This is a genomic window from Sphingomonas sp. HITSZ_GF, from assembly GCF_029543155.1.
In the GTDB taxonomy this organism is placed as follows: Bacteria; Pseudomonadota; Alphaproteobacteria; order Sphingomonadales; family Sphingomonadaceae; genus Sphingomonas.
Window position 1 is genome coordinate 186,682 of the sequence record NZ_JARQXA010000007.1, and the last position, 17,256, is coordinate 203,937.

Below are 17,256 nucleotides of genomic sequence, written 5' to 3' on the forward strand. Positions count from 1 at the left end.
TGCTATGCGCCGCTGAGCGCCACCGCGCGCGCCACCACCGCCTCGAGCATCTCGGGGGTCAGCCGGCCGGTATTCTGGTTGTAGCGCGAGCAGTGATAGCTATCGAGCAGCAGCTGCCCCTTGTGCATGCGATGCTCGGCGCCGTGCGCGAAGCGATGCTTGGGCAGCTTGCCGCCCATCGCCTTGACTGCGGACTGGTGGGCGATCTGGCCGAGCGCGATCACTACCGGCGCCTTGAGTTCGGCGGCGAGGAACGGGCGGCAGGCATGGATCTCGGCGGGCTCGGGCTTGTTCTCGGGCGGCAGGCAGCGGACCGCGTTGAGGATCGCCACGCCGCGGGGTTCGTCGCCTTCGGCCAACCCGAACTTGCGCAGCGTCGCGAACAGCAGGTCGCCCGAGGCATCGCCGGTAAAGGCACGGCCGGTGCGGTTGGCGCCGTGCTTGCCGGGGGCGAGGCCAACGATCGCGATCGGCGCGTCGAGGCTGCCCAGCGTCGGCACCGGCGCGTTCCACCAATCGGGATGCGCCGCGCGCAGCTCGGTACGCAGCGCCACCAGGCGCGGGCAGAGCGGGCAATCGCGGCTTGGCTCGGTCATCCCGGCGCGATAGTCGCGGGACCGTGCCGAGGACAAGCTATGCCATCGCAATCGGATCGAACCGGCCGGGCCGCCATGGCGGCCCGGTGCGCGAGGTGCTGGCGGCGATCGCGGCGCTGGACGGGGTGACCGCGGTCTCGCCGATCCTCCAGACGCCGCCGCTCGGCCCCTCGAAGCGGCGCTTCGCCAATGCGGTGGCGCTACTGGCGAGCGATGCCGAGCCGCCCGCCCTGCTTCGGCAGCTCAAGGCGATCGAGCGGCGCTTCGGCCGGCGGCGCGGGCGGAACTGGGCGGCGCGGGTGATCGACCTGGATATCGTGCTGTGGTCGGGCGGGAGTTGGGGCGAGCCCGGGCTCACCGTGCCGCACCGGCTGTTCCGCGAGCGCGATTTCGTGCTGGCGCCGCTGGTCCGGGTAGCCCCCGAATGGCGCGATCCGGTGACCGGCCGCACCATCCGCCAGCTTCGCGCCCGGTTGACCCGCCCGGTGCCCGCATCTAGGGGCAGGGCCGGTGTGGGTCCGTAGCTCAGTCGGTAGAGCAAGCGACTTTTAATCGAGAGGTCCCGGGTTCGAATCCCGGCGGACCCACCACCCTCTCCAGAAATCTCACGGAATCGGCAGCGCCGTCGTCGCCTTGACCTGGCTCAGCGCCACGGTGGAGTTGATTTCCTGTACGCCGGGCAGCTTGGAGAGCTTGGTGAAGAAGAAGCGCTCATAGGCGTCGATATCGGCGGCGACGATGCGCAGCATGAAGTCGAACACGCCCATCAGCACATAGGCCTCGAGCACTTCGGGGAACGAGCGGATCGCCTCGGCGAATTCGTCGAGATTGGCGCGGCCATGCGCGTTGAGCTTGATCTGCGCGAAGATGTGCGCGTTGAGCCCGATCTTCTGGCGATCGACCAGCGCGACGCGCCGGGTGATGATCCCGTCCTTCTCCAGCCGGTCGACGCGGCGCCAGCAGGGCGAGCTCGACAGGCCGACCATCTCGCCCAGCCTGGCGGTGGGCATCGAGGCGTCTTCCTGCAGCACCTGGAGGATCTTGCGTTCGAAGGGATCGAGGTCCGCAGGCAAATCTTTTCTCCGATGTCGCAGATTCAGGTCAATCCTTGCCGACAGCTGGCGAGAATCTGCAAAGAAGGCCAGATTATCCCGCCAAATCATGAAAGAGTCGCCCTGGAATTTCAGGAGCCTTTCCATGGTCGATACCCCGCAAGTTTCCGCCACCCCACCGGAGAGCGTGCATGTGCTGCGCGACGACGATGCCGGGCTGCGGGGCGTGATCGTGCTGCATTCGACCCGGCGCGGACCCGCCGCGGGCGGATGCAGGCTGTGGCGCTATGCCGACCATGCGGCGCTGATGGGCGACGCGATGCGGCTGGCCGAAGGCATGACCTACAAGAACGCGATGGCCGATCTGCCGCTGGGCGGCGGCAAGGCGGTGCTCGCTCTGCCCCAGGGCAGCGTCGACCGGCGCCGGCTGTTCGCCGCCTTTGGCCGGGCCGTGGCACGACTGGAGGGCGATTACGTCACTGCCGAGGATGCCGGCACCGGCGTCGCCGACATGGAAGTGGTGCGCGGCGAGACCCGCCACGTTGCCGGCCTGCCGGTACAGGGCGGGCGACCGGGCGGCGATCCCTCGCCCTGCACCGCACGCGGCGTGTTCCTCGCGATGGAGGAAGCGGCACGGCGCCAGCTCGGCAGCGAGCTCAAGAGTCTGCGCGTCGCGGTGCAGGGGCTGGGCCATGTCGGCTCGGCGCTGTGCGGGATGCTGCACGAGGCCGGCGCGCGACTGATCGTCGCCGAGCCGCGCCCCGGCGTCGCCGCCGAGATCGCCTGTCGCTACGATGCCGAGATCATGGGCCGGGACTCGATCCTCGACGCCCGCTGCGCGATCTTCGCTCCCTGCGCATTGGGCGGCGTGCTCGACCAGGAGGCCGTGTCCCGGCTGCGCGCCCGCGTGGTCTGCGGCGCCGCCAACAATGTCCTCGCCACCCCCGAGGACGGCGACCGCCTCGCCGATCGCGGCATCCTCTATGCGCCCGATTATGTGGTGAATGCCGGCGGGATCATCAGCGTCGCCGGCGAATATCTGGGCTGGAGCGTCGACGAAGTGGCAAGGCGCGTCCATGCCACCGGCCTGCGGCTGGGCGCAGTGCTCGGCCATGCCGCACGCGAAGGGCTGGCCCCGCACCGCGCCGCCGATGCGCTGGCGCGGGCGCGGATCACCGCCGCCCCGGCCAGCCCGGTGCTCGAGGCGGCATGAACCCCGCGATGCGCTTCGACATCACTGCCGAGCCGAGCGCGGCCCTGCTTTGCCGCCTGATCGGCCTGCTCGCGCAGCAGGACCTTGCCGCGCCCGACATGGCGGTGCGCGTCGCATCGGGCACGATGCGGCTGTGCCTCGACCTCGCCGATCCCGGCGGGCGGACGGGCGCGATCCTGGCGGAGAAGATGGCGCGGTGTATCGGCGTCGAGGCAGTCGCGCTCGACGGCGTGCCGCTCTAAGCTCAGGCGCCTCGGCTGATCCGCGCCGACTGCATCAGCCCGCGCAGCTGCTTGCGGAAGCTGGGCGCGGCGAAATATTGCGAGGCATTGAGATAGCCCTCGAACGAGACCTCGCGCTCGATTTCCTCGACACGGCGATAGGCACCGCTGTTCGCCAGCTCCAGCCCGCGCTCGATGATGGACTTGGACATGGCGTTCTCCCTGGGTTGTGGCATCCGCCAACAACTCGGAGCCCCGCCGGGTTGTTCCGCCCCCGTCCCCTAGTTTCGCCATGGCGGCCCAGAAGCATTTGTTTATTCACCTACTAGATTAGTAGGATATTCTCGCGCACACTACCGGCCTGAAACTCCCGCGCGAGGTGACCCGCATGTCGCTCAAGCTCTTCGACACCGTTCCCGACTTCACCCAGGAATCGACCTTCGGCACGCTCAATTTCTACAACTGGACGGGCAAGGACTGGGTGGTGCTGTTCTCGCATCCGCGCGACTTCACTCCGGTCTGCACCACCGAGCTGGGCGCGGTCGCGCGGCTGAAGCCCGAGTTCGACCGGCGCGGGGCGAAGGTGATCGGCCTGTCGGTCGATGCAGTCGACCGGCATCTCGACTGGGCGAACGACATTGCCCGCACGCAAGGGGTTTCGCTCAACTTCCCGCTGCTCGCCGATGTCGACCGGCGCATCTCCGAGCTGCTCGGCCTGATCCATCCCAACGCGTCGGACACGGTGACGGTGCGCACCGTGTTCGTGATCGATCCGCAGAAACGCGTGCGGCTCACCCTCACCTACCCCGCCTCGACCGGGCGCAATTTCGATGAGATCCTGCGCACGATCGACAGCCTGCAGCTCACCGACACGCACAAGGTCGCGACGCCGGCCGACTGGAAGCAGGGCGAGGACGTGATCATCGTGCCCTCGGTAGGCGCGGACGAAGCGCGCGCGCTGTTCCCCGCCGGCTGGACCGAGCACGCGCCCTATCTGCGCACCGTGGCGCAGCCCGGGCTGGTGCATTGAGCCACGCCGTGACGGCCCCACCCCTGTCGCCGTTCGGCCAGGAGATCGCGCATGCGGTCTCGGCGCTCAATGCCGCGCGCTCGGCTTGGCGGGATCGCCAGGCCGGGCGCCATGCGGTGACGCGCTTCCCCGCCCCCGCCGCGCTGGCCGAGGCCATGGAGCATCTCTCCGCCGCGCTGTTCCCCGCCCGGCTCGGCGGCTTTCGCGGCGGCCCGGCGCGCGAGGATGATTTCGTCGCCGAGCGGCTGGGCCGCGCCTTCGCGCTGCTCGAGGAAGAAGTCGCCGCCGAGCTCGATTATTGGCAGCGCGAATCCGATCAGCGCTTCGATCCGGACCAGGCCGAGGCGATCGTCCGCCTGTTCGCGGCGACGCTGCCCGAGATCCGCGCGGCGATCGATCTGGACGTCGAGGCAGCCTTCGTCGGCGATCCCGCAGCGCGCAGCGTCGACGAGATCCTGATCTCCTATCCCGGCGCGCTGGCGATCCGCCATCACCGGATCGCGCACGAATTGCACGCACTGGGCGCCGTGATCGTCGCGCGGATCGTCTCCGAACTGGCCAATGCCCGCACCGGCATCGACATCCATCCGGGCGCGACGATCGGGCCGAGCTTCTTCATCGACCATGGCACCGGCGTGGTGATCGGCGAGACTGCGATCATCGGCCGCAACGTGCGCCTCTACCAGCACGTCACGCTGGGCGGCCGCAGCCCGCTTGGCCTGGCGCCGGCCGGTCCGCGCCACCGGCTCGCCCGCCATCCGATCCTGGAGGACGACGTGATCGTCTATGCCGGCGCGACGATCCTCGGCCGCGTCACCATCGGGCGGGGCAGCACGATCGGCGGCAATGTCTGGCTGCTCGACGACGTGCCCGCCCATTCGGTGGTGGTCCAGCCGGGGGCGGTGCGGCTGGAGGCGGCACAGGCCGACCGCATCGGCGCACGGCTGGCGGAGCACGGCGCATGAAGCCGCTGATCGGCGTACTGTGCTGCAACGAGTTTGCCGAGCGGCCGATCCAGGCCGTGGCGAGCCGCTTCATCGCGCCGCTGGCCAGGCTCTCCGATGCCAATGTGCTGCTGGTGCCGGCGCTGGCCGACACGCTCGACGCACGATCGATCGCCAGGCGGCTCGACGGGCTGCTGCTCACCGGATCGCGCTCGAACGTCGCCGCCGCGCGCTATGGCGGGCATCGGGACCAGACTCCGCTCGACGAGGCGCGCGACGAAGTGGCGCTCGCGCTGGCCGATGCGATGATCGAGGCCGGGCAACCGGTGTTCGGCATCTGCCGCGGCCTGCAGGAGCTCAACGTGCTGTTCGGCGGCACGCTGCGCGGCGACCTGGACGGGCATCATCTCGCCGACGAGGACCGCCCCTTCGAATGCCTGTTCGCCCATGGCCATGACGTGACGCTCCGCGAGACCGGCCTGCTCGCCCGCGCCACCGGCGCGCGCCGGCTCGCGGTCAATTCGGTGCACCGCCAGGGGATCGACCGGCTGGGCGCGGGCCTCGATGTCGAGGCGCTGTCGCCCGAAGATGGGCTGGTCGAGGGCTTCTCCGCGCGGCCCAATGGCGCGCAGGTGCTGGCGGTGCAATGGCACCCCGAATGGGATGTCGAGCGCCAGGCTGGCAGCCGCGCCTTCTTCCAGCTGATCGGCGAAGCGCTGGCCGCCTGAGAACCATTCGCCGCCTGCGGAGTTGGCGCCAGCATGCGCAATATCGACATCAGCTCCTGGCAGAGCATTGCCGCCACCCTGGTCGGGCTGGTGCTGGTCACGCTGGTCGGCGTCGGCATACGCCTGGCGATGATGCTCACCGTCCAGCGCCGGCGCGAGCGGATGAACCGCCAGATCAACGAGCGGCTACGCACGCTGATCGCCGCCTATCGCGCGATCGGGGGATCCTTCACCGGCGACCTTGCCGTCGATCCCCGCCATCTGCGCGAGCTGCGCAGCGCGACGCCCGAGCCGGTCTCGCTATCCGATCGCCCGCGCCGGATCCGCGACGCGGTGGAGGCGGCGCTGTCGGACATCATCCTGCTCGGCACCGAACAACAGGTCCGCCTCGCAACCCAGGCGGTCAACGAACTGGTGGCGGGCCGGCCGGTCCACACGCACGAACTGGTCGTGTCCCTTCGCGCGTTCATCCGTGACGCGCTCGATCTCGATCCGATCCCCCGCGACCTGGCCATCCCGCCCCAAGGGCCCACCCGGCCTTCAGGGGCCGGCGGCAAAAACGACAGGGGCGGCGGCAATGAGAAGGGCGGCGGCAGCGGCGGCGCGGGTGCCGGCCTGGGAATGGGGATGGGTGCTGGGCTGGGCCTGGGCGGCGGCGGCCACGACGACAATTCGGATACCGGGCATCACTCCTGAGCGATCCGCGGGCCCGCCGGTGCCACCGCGACCAGGAACGCCACCACCGTGCCGGCGCAAAGCTGGTAGGGGAAGGCCAGGTGCTGCAGCATGCTCGGCAGGCCGATCCCCGCGGCGACCAGCGGCTGGAGCAGCAGCACCACGACGAAGCCCGCGATCAGCGCTGCGATCACCGAGGCCGTGCTGCCGCGCGTCGTGAAGATCGCCGTCATATAGACGCCGATCAGCCCGGCATAGGCGAACACCATCACCGACAGCGCGAATTCCAGCAGCCCGAGCTTGGCATAATGCTGCCAGTAGAAGCTGAGCACCGCGACGATCAGCATCGCCACGCCAATCACGCCCATCCCGGCACGGCCCGCCTGGACATAATGATGCTCGTCGACCGCGCCGCGGCCGCTGCGCCAGGGACGGTAGAAATCCTCGATCAGCACCGACGACATCGCGTTGAGCGCCGAGTTGGTCGTCGCCACCGCGGCGGCGATGATCCCGGCGGTGACCAGCCCGCGCAGGCCCGGCGGCAGCTGGGTGAGGATATAGTGCATGAAGATGCTGATCTTCTCGCCGTCGAACAGCGCGCCGGCTGCGGCAGTGCTGCCGCCCATCAGCTCGGGGCGATCGTAGAAGACGTGGAGCAGCAGCCCGATGGTGATGAACAGCGCCACCACCGGCACGGTGGCGATCACCGACCAATAGAGGCTGCGCGCGCCGGTCTTCGCGTCCTTGCAGGCGAGCAGGCGCTGGGTGGTATCCTGGTCGAGGCCCGAGGAGGCGATGTAGAGCAGCGCGATGCCGGTGACGATCGCGAGCAGCGAGAAGGGCTTGGAGAGATCGGTGGTCAGGTCGAACAGCCTGAGCTTGTCGGCGCCGCCCGGCGCATGCGCCAGGCCCTGGAGGATCTCGGCATTGGTCGCCGGGATGCCCGAGCGGAGAAAGACCAGCACCGCGATCGCCGAGCCGACGAAGATCACGAACTGGACGAGGTCGATCCAGAGCACCGATTTCAGCCCGCCGACAAAGGTCGACAGGAAGGCCGCGGCAACCAGCACGGTGGCGGCGATGAAGATCGTCTGGGCGTTGACCGTGCCGGCGATCACCATCGCGATGGCGATCGCGGCGAGATAGATGCGCGCGCCGCCGGCCAGCACCCGGCCGAACAGGAACATGCCGCCCGCCCAGCGCGTCGCCAGCGGGCCGAAGCGTTGGCCGAGCAGCTCGTACACCGTCGTCACCCGCGCCGCATAGAAGCGCGGGATCAGCACATGCGCAACGAAGATCGCGCCGATCAGCCCGCCCAGATTGGTGCCGAGATAGGTGAAGTCGCCATGATAGCCGAAGTCCGGCGCACCGAGGAACGTCGCGGCGGACTGGGTTGCGGACAGCACCGAGATCGCGGCGAGCCAGGCAGGCACGTTGCCGCCGGCCAGGAAATATTCCTTGGCCGTGCCGGTATGCCGCGGGGTGAACCACCAGCCGCCGACGATCAGCAGCGCAAGGTAGAGAAGGACGACGATCCAGTCGGTCAGGCTGAAAGGCAGGTGCATGGCCGTCCTCAGTAGAGCAGGTAGCGCGCGCGCCGCGCCTTGAAGCGGGTCAGCTCGGCCTGCCAGCCGGCGGCGACCTTGCTCGGATCGACCCCCGCCTTGATCTGGTCGAGCGCGGCGCGATTGCGCAGCAGCCGGTCGACCTTCTCGATCTGGAAGGCGGTGCCATAGAGCTTCCACAGCGCCGCAACCGCCTCGACCCCGAGCAACGGCGCATCGAGCCGGTTGCGATCGTGGAGGATCACTTCGACGCCCTGCACGCGCTGCCCGGCAAAGGGATAGAGCTTGTCGTTGGCGGGCACATAGGTGACCGCGAGGAAGCTCACCCCCGGGATCGCGCGGGCGTTGAGATAGGCGGCCAGCTCGGTGCCCTTGATCCAGGGCGCGCCGAAGCGGAGGAACGGCGCCTCACCCGGCCCCTTGATGTTGACGTTCGTGCCTTCGAGCAACGCGGTGCCGGCATAGGCGGTCGCCTGGGTGATGCTGCGCAGGTTTGGCGAGGGATTGATCCACAAGAGGCCGGTGTCGTCATACCAGTCGGCACGCTTCCACCCGGTCATGCGCACGACCGTGAGCTTCGCGCCGATACGGTCCTCGGCGTTGAACATCCGCGCCAGCTCGCCCATCGTCATGCCCGGGCGCATCGGCTCGGAATGGGGGTTGGTATAGGTCTCGGTCCCAGGGGTGGAGACCGGCCCCTGCACCGCCAGCCCGCCCAGCGGATTGGGCCGGTCGAGCACGATCACCTCGACGCCGTTCGCCGCGCAGGCCTGGAGGAAATATTTGGTCAGCGTCTGGAAGGTCCAATAGCGCACCCCGGCGTCCTGCAGGTCGATCACCACTGCATCGACGCCGGCGAGTTGCGCGGCGCTGGGGCGCTTCTCGGCATCGGTGCGGCCATAGAGGCTGACGATCTCGAGCCCGCTCGTGCTGTCGAGCTTGTCGTCGATGTCCATGTCGTCGGTCAGCGCGTTGATGCCGTGCTCGCCGCTGAACAGCTTGACCACCGTCATCCCCGGCACCCGCGCCTGGCCTTCGGTGCGCAGCACGTCGATCGTCCGCTTGCCCGCGCGGTTGACGCTGATCGGGTTGGCGAGGATCGCGACGCGCAGCTTGCCGCCGTGTCGCGCGGCGATGTCGCGCAGCTGGGCGAAGCCGGTGTCCTGCAGCACGTCGATCCCCGTGTGCACCTGCGCGGCGGCCGGCCCCGCGACGAGCAGCGCGAGCAGGAAGAGCAGCGCCCGCGTCACTTGGCGGCATCCAGCGCGGTCAGCACCGCGGTGTGGATCGCCGGGCGCGCCTTGAAGATCCCGGCATTGTCGCGCGTCGGGTTCACCCGGTTGGTGAGCAGGATGATGAAGGCGTCGCGCTCCGGATCGATGTAGATCGAGGTGCCGGTGAAGCCGGTATGGATAATCGCATGTGGCGAGGCGAGCGGGCCGGCGAAGCCGTTCTCCAACGGCATGTCCCAGCCCAGCGCACGGACACTGCCCGCCGGCAAGCCCTGGGGCTGCATGAACAGCCGGATCGTCTCCGGCTTGATGATCTGGCGCCCCTTGTAGCGGCCGTGATCGAGATAGAGCTGGGTCACCTTGGCCAGGTCCGCCGCGGTGGAGAACAGCCCGGCATGGCCGGCGACGCCGCCCATCACATAGGCGTTCTCGTCATGCACCACGCCGCGCACCAGCATGTGGCGGAATTTGTCGTCCTGCTCGGTCGGCACGATGCGGGCGAGCTTGCCCTTGGGCGGATTGAAGCCGGTGTCCTTCATGCCGAGCGGGCCGAAGACTTCCTTGTGGAGGAAGGCGTCGAGCGGCTGGCCGGTGATCCGCGAGACGATCTCGCCGACCAGGATCAGGTTGAAGTCCTGATAGACATAGACGGTGCCCGGCGGATTGCCGACCGGCATCGCGTAGATCTGCTTGAGGATGCCGGCGCGGTCATTGGCGTGCCCCCAGAGCAGCCCGGCGACGGGCTTGAAGCCCGAGCTGTGGCTGAGCAGGTGGCGCACCGTGATCGCGTCATGGCCGGGGGTGCCGGCGAATTCGGGGATGTAGCGGGCGACCGGCGCATCGAGATCGAGCTGGCCGCGATCGTAGAGGATCTCCGCCGCGCTGGTCGTCCCCACCACCTTGGTGAGCGAGGCCAGGTCGAAGATCGCGTTCTTCGGCATCGCGGGCGCGTTCGCCGTGCTGTCGATATGGCCGAAGGATTTGAGCGCGAGCAGCTTGCCGTGCTGCCCCACCGCCAGCACCGCGCCGGGAAAGGCCTTGCCGGCCCAGGCCTCGACTTCGGCAAAGGCGGGTTTGAGATCTACCCGATGCGCGGGCGCCGCAGCCGGGGATGCCGGTGCGACCGCAGGTGCCAGGGGCAAGGAGAACAACAGCGCACCGGCCGCTGCCAGAGCCCTGAGGCGTTTCGTCGCGACCATCTGCTTCCCCTGCTTGTCCGATCGCCGGCAGCATGGGGTGGTCGCGGGCACGGGGTCAAGGAACCGCGCCTTGCCCGGCTATAACCAGCGGGCAAGGCGCGGGGCCGGTTACTGCGCGGCTTCGTCCGCGTCGATCACGCCATTCTTGTTGGCATCGGCCTTGTCGAACTTGGCCAGGTCCTCGGCGGCCAGCTCGGCGGCGCTCACGCTGCCGTCGCCATCGGTGTCGAGGCGCTTGAAGCGGCGATCGACCTTGGCCTGGTCCATCGTCTCGCCGCGCTTCTCGGCCGCCTTGGTCATGAACGCCATCAGCTCGGCCGGGCTGGCCTTGCCGTCGGCACTGGTGTCGAGATTCTTGAACTTCTTGGCCGATGCCGCCTGCGCCTCGGCGCGGGTCTGGCCGGCCTTCTGCGCCAGCGCCTGGCCCGAGATCAGCAGCGCGCTCACGGTGATGGCAATCTTCAGCGTCTTCATGATTCGTCTCTCCTTGGATCGATGGTTCTGATCAGAAACGGAAACCGGCGCTAGCCCGGGCGCTCACGCTCGAACCGCCCTCGCCGGTTTCGCCGCGCAGGCCGAGGCCCAGCACGAAGCGGCCGACATTGGTCGAGGCGTCGATGCGGCCGGCCACCACCGTCTTGCCGAACTGGGCGCCGCTGGCGGTGAAGCCGGTGCCGGTATCGACGAAGCGGAAGCTCCGCAGCGTCTCGGGACTTTCGAGATAGGTACGCCCGCCGATATCGCCGGTGAGCGTCACGCCGTTGATCAGCGCCGTGCCGCGCAGGCCGTAGCTGGCAAGGCTGGTGGTGGTACGCGCCTTGCCGGCGACCAGCGCCGCGGCGCCACCCCATTCCTGCACCCGATCGACGCTCGCCGAATTGACGCTGACCCCCGCATAGGGGCTGACGCGGACGCCGCCGCCCAGCGGCAGGGCATAGGCGAGTTCGCCGAACGCAGTGTAGCTGTGCCCGTCCCCGGCGGAGGTCAGGTGGTTGGACAGGCTGCCGAACTGCACCTGGCGCTCGGTGTTGAAGGTGTTCGCCGAATAGCCGACGCCGCCGGCGAAGCGCAGCCCGCCCAGCGAATAGCCGAGATAGGCAAAGGCCGAATTGCTCGCCACGCGGACGTCGCCCAGCCCGCCATCCATGCTCAGCTTGTTCTTCGCATAGCGATAGGCGAAGCCGTAACGCAGGTTGCCGCCGGTCATCTCGATGCCGCCCGACAGCACTTGGCGATCCGAGTCGAACCCGGCCAGCCCGTCCTGCGCGCCTGCCTTGAGCTGGCCCATCTCGCCGGCGATCCAGAAGCTGCGCTTCTGCGCGCGCGGCCCGTCGATCCGGCCGATCAGCTCGCGCCCGGCATCATGCCCGTCGCGCGCGGCGACGGTCATGCCCGCGGTGAACACTTCGCCCGAAAGCTGATCGAACGCGTTCCGCGCGTCGGCGGCGTTGAGCCCGATCACTGCGTCAAACACGCCACCCGAGCTCTTCGCGCCAACCGCGGCGGCAACTGCGACCTGGTTCGGCGTCTGCGCGACCGCGCCAAGGCTGACATCGTTGCGCAGCAGGCGGAGCTGCACGGTGCTGGCATTATAGACCAGCGATGGCGTGAGGAAGGCGAGATCGGTGACGACGCTGCCGAAGGTGCCCGTCACCGCCGAACCGGTGAGGATCGTATAGGTGGTGAGCGGCGAGAAGTTGGTCTGCCCGCCGGTCAGCACCGAGACGGTGCCGCCATTGATCGTCACCGTGCCGGTGGCGATGATCTGGTCCGAGATGCCGGTGGGCGACACTTCGACCTGATAGGTCGAGCCCGCCGCGAAGGTCAGGCTGCCGGCGACGTTGAGCGTGCCGATCGAATTGCCCGGCGCCACCAGGCCCGAGACGCTGAGCGAACCCGTCTTGCCCGAACCGCCCAGCCGGCCGTTCGCGCCGATCGTCAGCGTCCCCGCCAGCGACCCGTTCACCACCAGCAGGCCCTCGTTGATCGTGGTCGAGCCGGTATAGGTGTTGGCGCCGTTCAGTGTCAGCGTGCCTGCACCCGACTTGATCAGACGGCCGGTGCCCGAGAGTACGCCCGAATAGACTGTCGATCCGGTGCCGTTCACGGTGAGGATCGCGCTGCCCAGCGCGATGTTGCCGTCGCCGGCAAGCCCGCCCACCGTGGTCGCGAAGTTGGCGAGGTTGACCGCGCCCGGCGCAGTGACGGTGAGCGTGCCGGTGCCGAAGGCATTGGTGATCCCCGCGGTCAGCGTGCCGCCGGTCACCACGGTGCCGCCCGAATAGGTGTTGGCAGCACCCAGCGTCAGCGTGCCGGTGCCCGATTTGGTGAAGCTGCCGGTGCCGCTGATCACGCCGGTATAGCTGCTGGTGCTGCCGATATTGGCGGCCAGCGCACCGCTGCCGAGCAGGATGCGTCCGGCACCGCTCAGCCCGGAGACCGAGGCATTGGCGCCGTTCATGTCGAAGGTCGCGCCGCTCGCTACGCTCAGCGCGCCGCTGCCGATCGTGCCGCCCTCGAGCCGCAACGTGCCGGCCGAGACGGTGGTGGCGCCCGTATAGCTGTTCACCCCGGCCAGGGTGAAGATGCCGGTGCCCGCCTTGGTCAGCCCGCCGCTGCCGCTGATCGCGCCGGCATAGCGCGTGTCGGTGTTGCCGCCGCCGGTGGTGAGGCTGCCGCCCGACAGCGTCACCGCACCGTCGCCGGCCAGGCTGGCGATGGTCTGCGAAGCCGCGAGGTCGAGCGTCGCGCCCGCCGCGATCGTCACCGTCGTGCCCGTCGGCAGCGCGCCGCCCACGCCGGCCCGCAGCGTGCCGCCGGCAATCGTGGTGGCGCCGGCATAGCTGTTGACCCCGCCCAGGATCAGCGTGCCCGTGTCGAGCTTGTTGATCCCGCCGGTGCCGCCCAGGCCCGCGCCGATCGTCGCAGTCACGCCCGGATCGACGCGGATGTTGGTCTGGGTCTCGCTCAGGCTCAGGCTGCCGGTGCCCGCGGCGATCACATAGCCGTCGGTCATGAACTGCATGCCCGTGACGCTGAGCGCGCCATCGACGGTGACGGTACCCGCCGCACCCTGGAACACGGCGAAGCGGCCGCCCCAGCTGTCGTTGGCAGTGCCGTTGGCGTCGGTCCAGTTGGTGGTGCCGCTGGTCCAGCTGCCCGAACCGCCGCCGATCGCGCCGTTCGCGCTGGTGCCGGTGCCATCCCAGAACTGAATCTCGGGGACGATATTGTCATAGACCAGGTTGACCTGGTTGCCGACCGAGGTCTGCAGGTTGATGTGCGGCGCATTGGCGCCCGCCGGCAGCGTGCCGATCACCAGCCCGTTGTCGGTGAGGCCGCCGGTATAGTCGATCAGGCGATAGACGCCGACGCCGAAGCCGCCGAGATCGGTGACGTTGAGCGTGCCGTCGAGCACCAGGTCGCCATTGACCTGGATATGGTCGCTCACCCCGGCCACGTTCGGTGCGCCCAGCCCCATGTCGAGCACCGAGCCCGAGGAAAGCACCAGCCCGCCGGTGGTGAATGCCCCCGCCCCCGCGCCGCCGGCCGCCAGCGTCGCGCCATCGGCCAGCGTCACCACGCCCGCCGCGCTGCCCGCGCCGCTCAGCGTCGCGCCGCTCGCAACGGTCACTGCGCCCGCGACGCTGCCGTCGAGCTGGAGCGTGCCGGCATTGACCTGGGTCGCGCCGAGATAGCTGTTGGCGCCGCCCAGCGTCAGCGTGCCGGTACCGGTCTTGATCAGCCCGCCAGAGCCGCTCGTAGCGCCGGTGAAGCTGTCATTGGCGTTGAGGCCGCCGGTGGTGAGATCGGCACCGAGCAGCACCGTGCCCGCGCCGTTCAGGCCGCCGACGCTCTGGTCCGCCCGGATGTCGAGCGTCGCGCCCGATGCGACCGAGACATTGGTGGTCGCCGGCAGCGCGCCGCCGTTGAGCGCGACGACGGTGCCGCCCAGCACATTGGTGGCGCCGGCATAGCTGTTGGCGCCGGAGAGGATCAGCGTGCCGGCATCGTTCTTCACCAGCCCGCCGCTGCCCGTGATCGCGGCGCTGATCGTCGCGGTCAGGCCCGGATCGACGCGGATATTGGTGAGCGCGGTGTTGGTGGTCAGCGCCCCGGTGCCCGCCGCGATTTCATAGCCGTCGACCATGAACTGCGCGCCGGAGAACAGGATCGCGTCGTCCACCGTCACCGTGCCCGCCGCGCCGCCGAACACGCCGAACGCGCCGGCCCAGGCGTCGTTGGTCGTGCCCGCAGCGTCGGTCCAGTTGGGGAAGGCGTTGGTCCAGCTGCCGCTGCCGCCCTGCGCGATGCCGTCGCCCGAATTGTCGGTGCCATCCCAGAACTGGATCGTGGTCGCCGCCGGCGTGCCGTAGATCAGGTTCACCTGGGTCGCGACCGAGGTCTGGATCGTCATCAGGCTGCCATTGGCACCCGCGGGCACGCCGCCGAGCACCAGGCCATTGTCGGTGAGCGCACCGGTATAGTTGACCAGGCGATAGACGCCTTCGCCGAAGCCGCCGACGTCGCTGACGTTGAGCGTGCCGTCGAGCGTCAGGTCGCCGTTCACCTGGATGCGGTCGCCGGTGCCCGGCGCGGCGAGATCATAGTTCAGCACCGAGCCCGAGGACAGGATCAGTCCACCGGTGGTCAGCGTGCCGACACCGCCATTGCCCGGCGCGATCGTGGCGCCCGAAGCATTGAGCACGCCATTGATCCGGCCCGCACCCGACAGGCTGGTGCCCGCCGCCATCGTGACATCGCCCGACCAGCGACCCGACAGCGCAACGCCGCCTCCGTCGATCGCCAGCACGCCGGTTGCGCTGTTGTTGCCTGACAGGGTCAGGGTGCCGGTGCCGACCTTGGTGATTCCGCCCAGATAGGCGACCACGCCCGAGAAGGTCGTGTCGCCGCCAAGCCCGCCGGTGGTGAGCGTCGCGCCCGTGAGGCGACCCGTGTCGACCGTGCCGCTGCCCGAGAGGTTGCCGATCGTCTGGTTGTAGCCGATCTGCGTGCTGCTGCCCGAGGTGTCGACGCCGTTGAGGTCGAGCGTCGCGTCGCTGCCGATCGTTACTGCCGAAGCTGCCGAGAAGCTGTTCTCGAGCACGCCGGTGCGCAGCATGCCGGTGCCGCTCAGGATCGTCTCGCCCGAATAGCTGTTGGCCGTCGTCAGCGTCAGGTTGCCGCTGTTGATCAGCTGCAGCCCGCCGGTGCCGCTGATCGCGCCGCTGGTCTGCAGGTTGCGCGTGCGATTGTAGGTCAGCGTGCCATTGTTGACGATGGCGCCGTTCACCGATCCGCCATTGGTCGTGTCGAGATCGTCGAAGCGCAGCGTCGCGCCCGCCGAGATCGTCGCGCCGTTGCGCAGCGTCTGGGTGTTGATGATCCCCCAGGTGCCGCCCTGCACGTTGAGCGTGTCGACGCCGCTGGTGTTGACCAGCACCTGCGTGCCGGTACCGGTAAGGTTGAGGATGTCGGTCGAGTTGGTGCTGCCCGGCATCGAGATGTTACCGTTGATCGTCGCGCCGACTTCGATCGTCAGCGTGTTGACCGAATCCGCGGCCGGCGAGCCGCCAAAGGCCACGGCGTTGCCGCTGGCGCCGTTGCCGGTGCCCGCGCTGGTGGTGCTGCCCGCGGCCAGGGTAACGAAGTTGATCTTGGCGCTGGCCGAGGCGGTCGAGCCCATGTTGATGCGGATGCCCTCGCGGGTGAGCGAGGCGGTGCCGGCATCGCTGCCGGTGATCGTGCCGCGATTGACGATCACGGTGTCGCCGGTGCCGATCACGCCGAAGGCGCCGCTGATCACGCCCGTCGCTTCGTTGGTCAGGTTGAGCGTACCGCCATTATGGCCGCGGATGCCCTCGCCCTGGGTCGATGCGGTGGCGACGCCGGTGATCGTGCCGGCATTGTTGATGATAGCGATGCCGGTGCTGACGATGCCCTGCGATCCGGTGATCGTTGCGCCGGCGCGGTTGATGACGTTCAGCGTCACCTTGGTTGCCGCCAGGTCGATGCCGCGCCCCGCCACGGTCAGCGCGCCGTTCACATCCAGCCCGGTGCTCAGGATCGAGCCCGAATTGTCGATGGTCACCGTGCCCGTGCTGAAGCCCGCCGTGGTCTCGGAGAAGCGGATCGCGGTGTTGCCCGATTTGATGCTCCCGCGATTGGTGATCAGCGTGGTGCGGTCGGCATAGTCGCCGCTGCTGCTGATGCCGCGGCCGCTGCTGTTGCTGGCAGTGGGGATCACTTCCATCGTGCCGTCATTGGTGATGACGACGCCGGTGCCCGTGCTGGTTCCGTTGACGCTTACCGCCTGGTTGCTGCTGCTCGTCACGATCGAGCCGGTCGAGGTGACGGTCACCGTGCCCGCACCGCTCACGCTCACGCCGGTGGTGCGCGGCGCCGATACCGTGGTCTGTGCATAGGCGGTGCCGGGCAGCGCGACGAAGCAGGCCGAAAGAAGCAGGCGCGTGCGCAGGCTGCGAGCGCGGATCGAAAAAGTCATGAGTCATCCCCCACCGCGGCGCCTTGGCCGCATGGCTAAGACCAGCTCGGGCTGGTTTGCGATTTCTGGCTGGGGCGACGCGCAGCGGCAGCCGCTGGCTCGCGGCCCCTAATGGCGTGCGCTTATCTTCGCATCCGCATCCGGCATCTCTCCCTGGCGGCTTCTGGCTTGCCCATCCGGGATGGGTGCCAGCTTGTTATGCCGGATAAGGCCAGATCATCGATCCGGAGTCAAGGAAATGGTTAGTCCAGATTTGACATACTGGTCCGCATACCACTGGATATACCACGCCAGAC

At 68.8% G+C, this 17,256-nt stretch carries 15 protein-coding genes and 1 tRNA gene; 8 read left to right on the forward strand and 8 right to left on the reverse strand.

Annotation, left to right across the window (positions count from 1 at the left end; genetic code table 11):
• Positions 1 to 2: 2 nt before the first annotated feature.
• Positions 3 to 596, reverse strand: a complete 594-nt coding sequence (locus P6144_RS18715) for a uracil-DNA glycosylase (RefSeq protein WP_277769331.1) — start codon at positions 594 to 596, stop codon at positions 3 to 5.
• Positions 597 to 619: 23 nt separating this feature from the next.
• On the opposite strand from P6144_RS18715, the gene folK reads away from it, so the two are divergent.
• Together folK and P6144_RS18725 are read left to right on the forward strand one after the other, a co-directional pair.
• Positions 620 to 1,120 (forward strand): 2-amino-4-hydroxy-6-hydroxymethyldihydropteridine diphosphokinase, encoded by a 501-nt coding sequence (gene folK / locus P6144_RS18720; RefSeq protein WP_277769332.1) that lies wholly within the window; start codon positions 620 to 622, stop codon positions 1,118 to 1,120.
• A tRNA-Lys gene (locus tag P6144_RS18725) sits at positions 1,111 to 1,186 on the forward strand. The genes folK and P6144_RS18725 overlap by 10 nt, the downstream gene beginning before the upstream one ends.
• Positions 1,187 to 1,201: 15 nt before the next feature.
• On the opposite strand, the gene P6144_RS18730 is transcribed toward P6144_RS18725, so the two are convergent.
• Positions 1,202 to 1,669 carry an Lrp/AsnC family transcriptional regulator gene (locus tag P6144_RS18730; RefSeq protein WP_277769333.1) on the reverse strand — a complete coding sequence of 156 codons (468 nt, stop codon included), beginning with the start codon at positions 1,667 to 1,669 and terminating at the stop codon, positions 1,202 to 1,204.
• 124 nt (positions 1,670 to 1,793) lie between these two features.
• Here P6144_RS18730 and P6144_RS18735 point away from each other — a divergent pair, with 124 nt between their 5' ends.
• Positions 1,794 to 2,861, forward strand: a complete 1,068-nt coding sequence (locus tag P6144_RS18735; protein WP_277769334.1) for a Glu/Leu/Phe/Val dehydrogenase dimerization domain-containing protein — start codon at positions 1,794 to 1,796, stop codon at positions 2,859 to 2,861.
• Complete coding sequence (locus tag P6144_RS18740) at positions 2,858 to 3,103, forward strand: hypothetical protein (protein WP_277769335.1); 246 nt, start codon at positions 2,858 to 2,860, stop codon at positions 3,101 to 3,103. Before P6144_RS18735 ends, P6144_RS18740 begins: the two co-directional genes overlap by 4 nt.
• Before the next feature lie 2 nt (positions 3,104 to 3,105).
• Here P6144_RS18740 and P6144_RS18745 read toward each other — a convergent pair whose 3' ends face one another.
• On the reverse strand, positions 3,106 to 3,294 hold the full coding sequence (locus tag P6144_RS18745) for a hypothetical protein (RefSeq protein WP_277769336.1): 189 nt from the start codon (positions 3,292 to 3,294) through the stop codon (positions 3,106 to 3,108).
• 176 nt (positions 3,295 to 3,470) lie between these two features.
• Here P6144_RS18745 and P6144_RS18750 point away from each other — a divergent pair, with 176 nt between their 5' ends.
• From P6144_RS18750 to P6144_RS18765, 4 genes are read left to right on the forward strand one after another with little or no spacing between them, the layout of a single operon-like run.
• Positions 3,471 to 4,112: a peroxiredoxin gene (locus P6144_RS18750; protein WP_277769337.1), complete on the forward strand. Its 642-nt coding sequence runs from the start codon at positions 3,471 to 3,473 to the stop codon at positions 4,110 to 4,112.
• 8 nt (positions 4,113 to 4,120) lie between these two features.
• Positions 4,121 to 5,077 (forward strand): serine O-acetyltransferase EpsC, encoded by a 957-nt coding sequence (epsC, locus tag P6144_RS18755; RefSeq protein ID WP_277769338.1) that lies wholly within the window; start codon positions 4,121 to 4,123, stop codon positions 5,075 to 5,077.
• The gene (locus tag P6144_RS18760; protein WP_277769339.1) at positions 5,074 to 5,784 is read left to right on the forward strand and encodes a gamma-glutamyl-gamma-aminobutyrate hydrolase family protein; all 711 of its coding nucleotides are present in this window, start codon (positions 5,074 to 5,076) and stop codon (positions 5,782 to 5,784) included. The genes epsC and P6144_RS18760 overlap by 4 nt, the downstream gene beginning before the upstream one ends.
• A 33-nt stretch (positions 5,785 to 5,817) precedes the next feature.
• Positions 5,818 to 6,480, forward strand: a complete 663-nt coding sequence (locus tag P6144_RS18765; RefSeq protein ID WP_277769340.1) for a hypothetical protein — start codon at positions 5,818 to 5,820, stop codon at positions 6,478 to 6,480.
• Here P6144_RS18765 and P6144_RS18770 read toward each other — a convergent pair.
• The 5 genes from P6144_RS18770 to P6144_RS18790 form a co-directional block, all read right to left on the reverse strand.
• Positions 6,471 to 8,024 carry a sodium:solute symporter gene (locus tag P6144_RS18770; protein ID WP_277769341.1) on the reverse strand — a complete coding sequence of 518 codons (1,554 nt, stop codon included), beginning with the start codon at positions 8,022 to 8,024 and terminating at the stop codon, positions 6,471 to 6,473. The genes P6144_RS18765 and P6144_RS18770 overlap by 10 nt on opposite strands.
• 8 nt (positions 8,025 to 8,032) lie before the next feature.
• Positions 8,033 to 9,274, reverse strand: coding sequence for a DUF1343 domain-containing protein (locus P6144_RS18775; protein ID WP_277769342.1), 1,242 nt, complete (start codon positions 9,272 to 9,274; stop codon positions 8,033 to 8,035).
• Positions 9,271 to 10,455: a serine hydrolase domain-containing protein gene (locus P6144_RS18780; RefSeq protein WP_277769343.1), complete on the reverse strand. Its 1,185-nt coding sequence runs from the start codon at positions 10,453 to 10,455 to the stop codon at positions 9,271 to 9,273. Before P6144_RS18780 ends, P6144_RS18775 begins: the two co-directional genes overlap by 4 nt.
• Before the next feature lie 108 nt (positions 10,456 to 10,563).
• Positions 10,564 to 10,929 (reverse strand): EF-hand domain-containing protein, encoded by a 366-nt coding sequence (locus P6144_RS18785; RefSeq protein WP_277769344.1) that lies wholly within the window; start codon positions 10,927 to 10,929, stop codon positions 10,564 to 10,566.
• 31 nt (positions 10,930 to 10,960) lie between these two features.
• Entirely contained in the window at positions 10,961 to 16,960 is a 6,000-nt protein-coding gene (locus tag P6144_RS18790) for an autotransporter-associated beta strand repeat-containing protein (RefSeq protein WP_277769345.1), read from the reverse strand.
• Positions 16,961 to 17,256 lie beyond the last annotated feature (296 nt).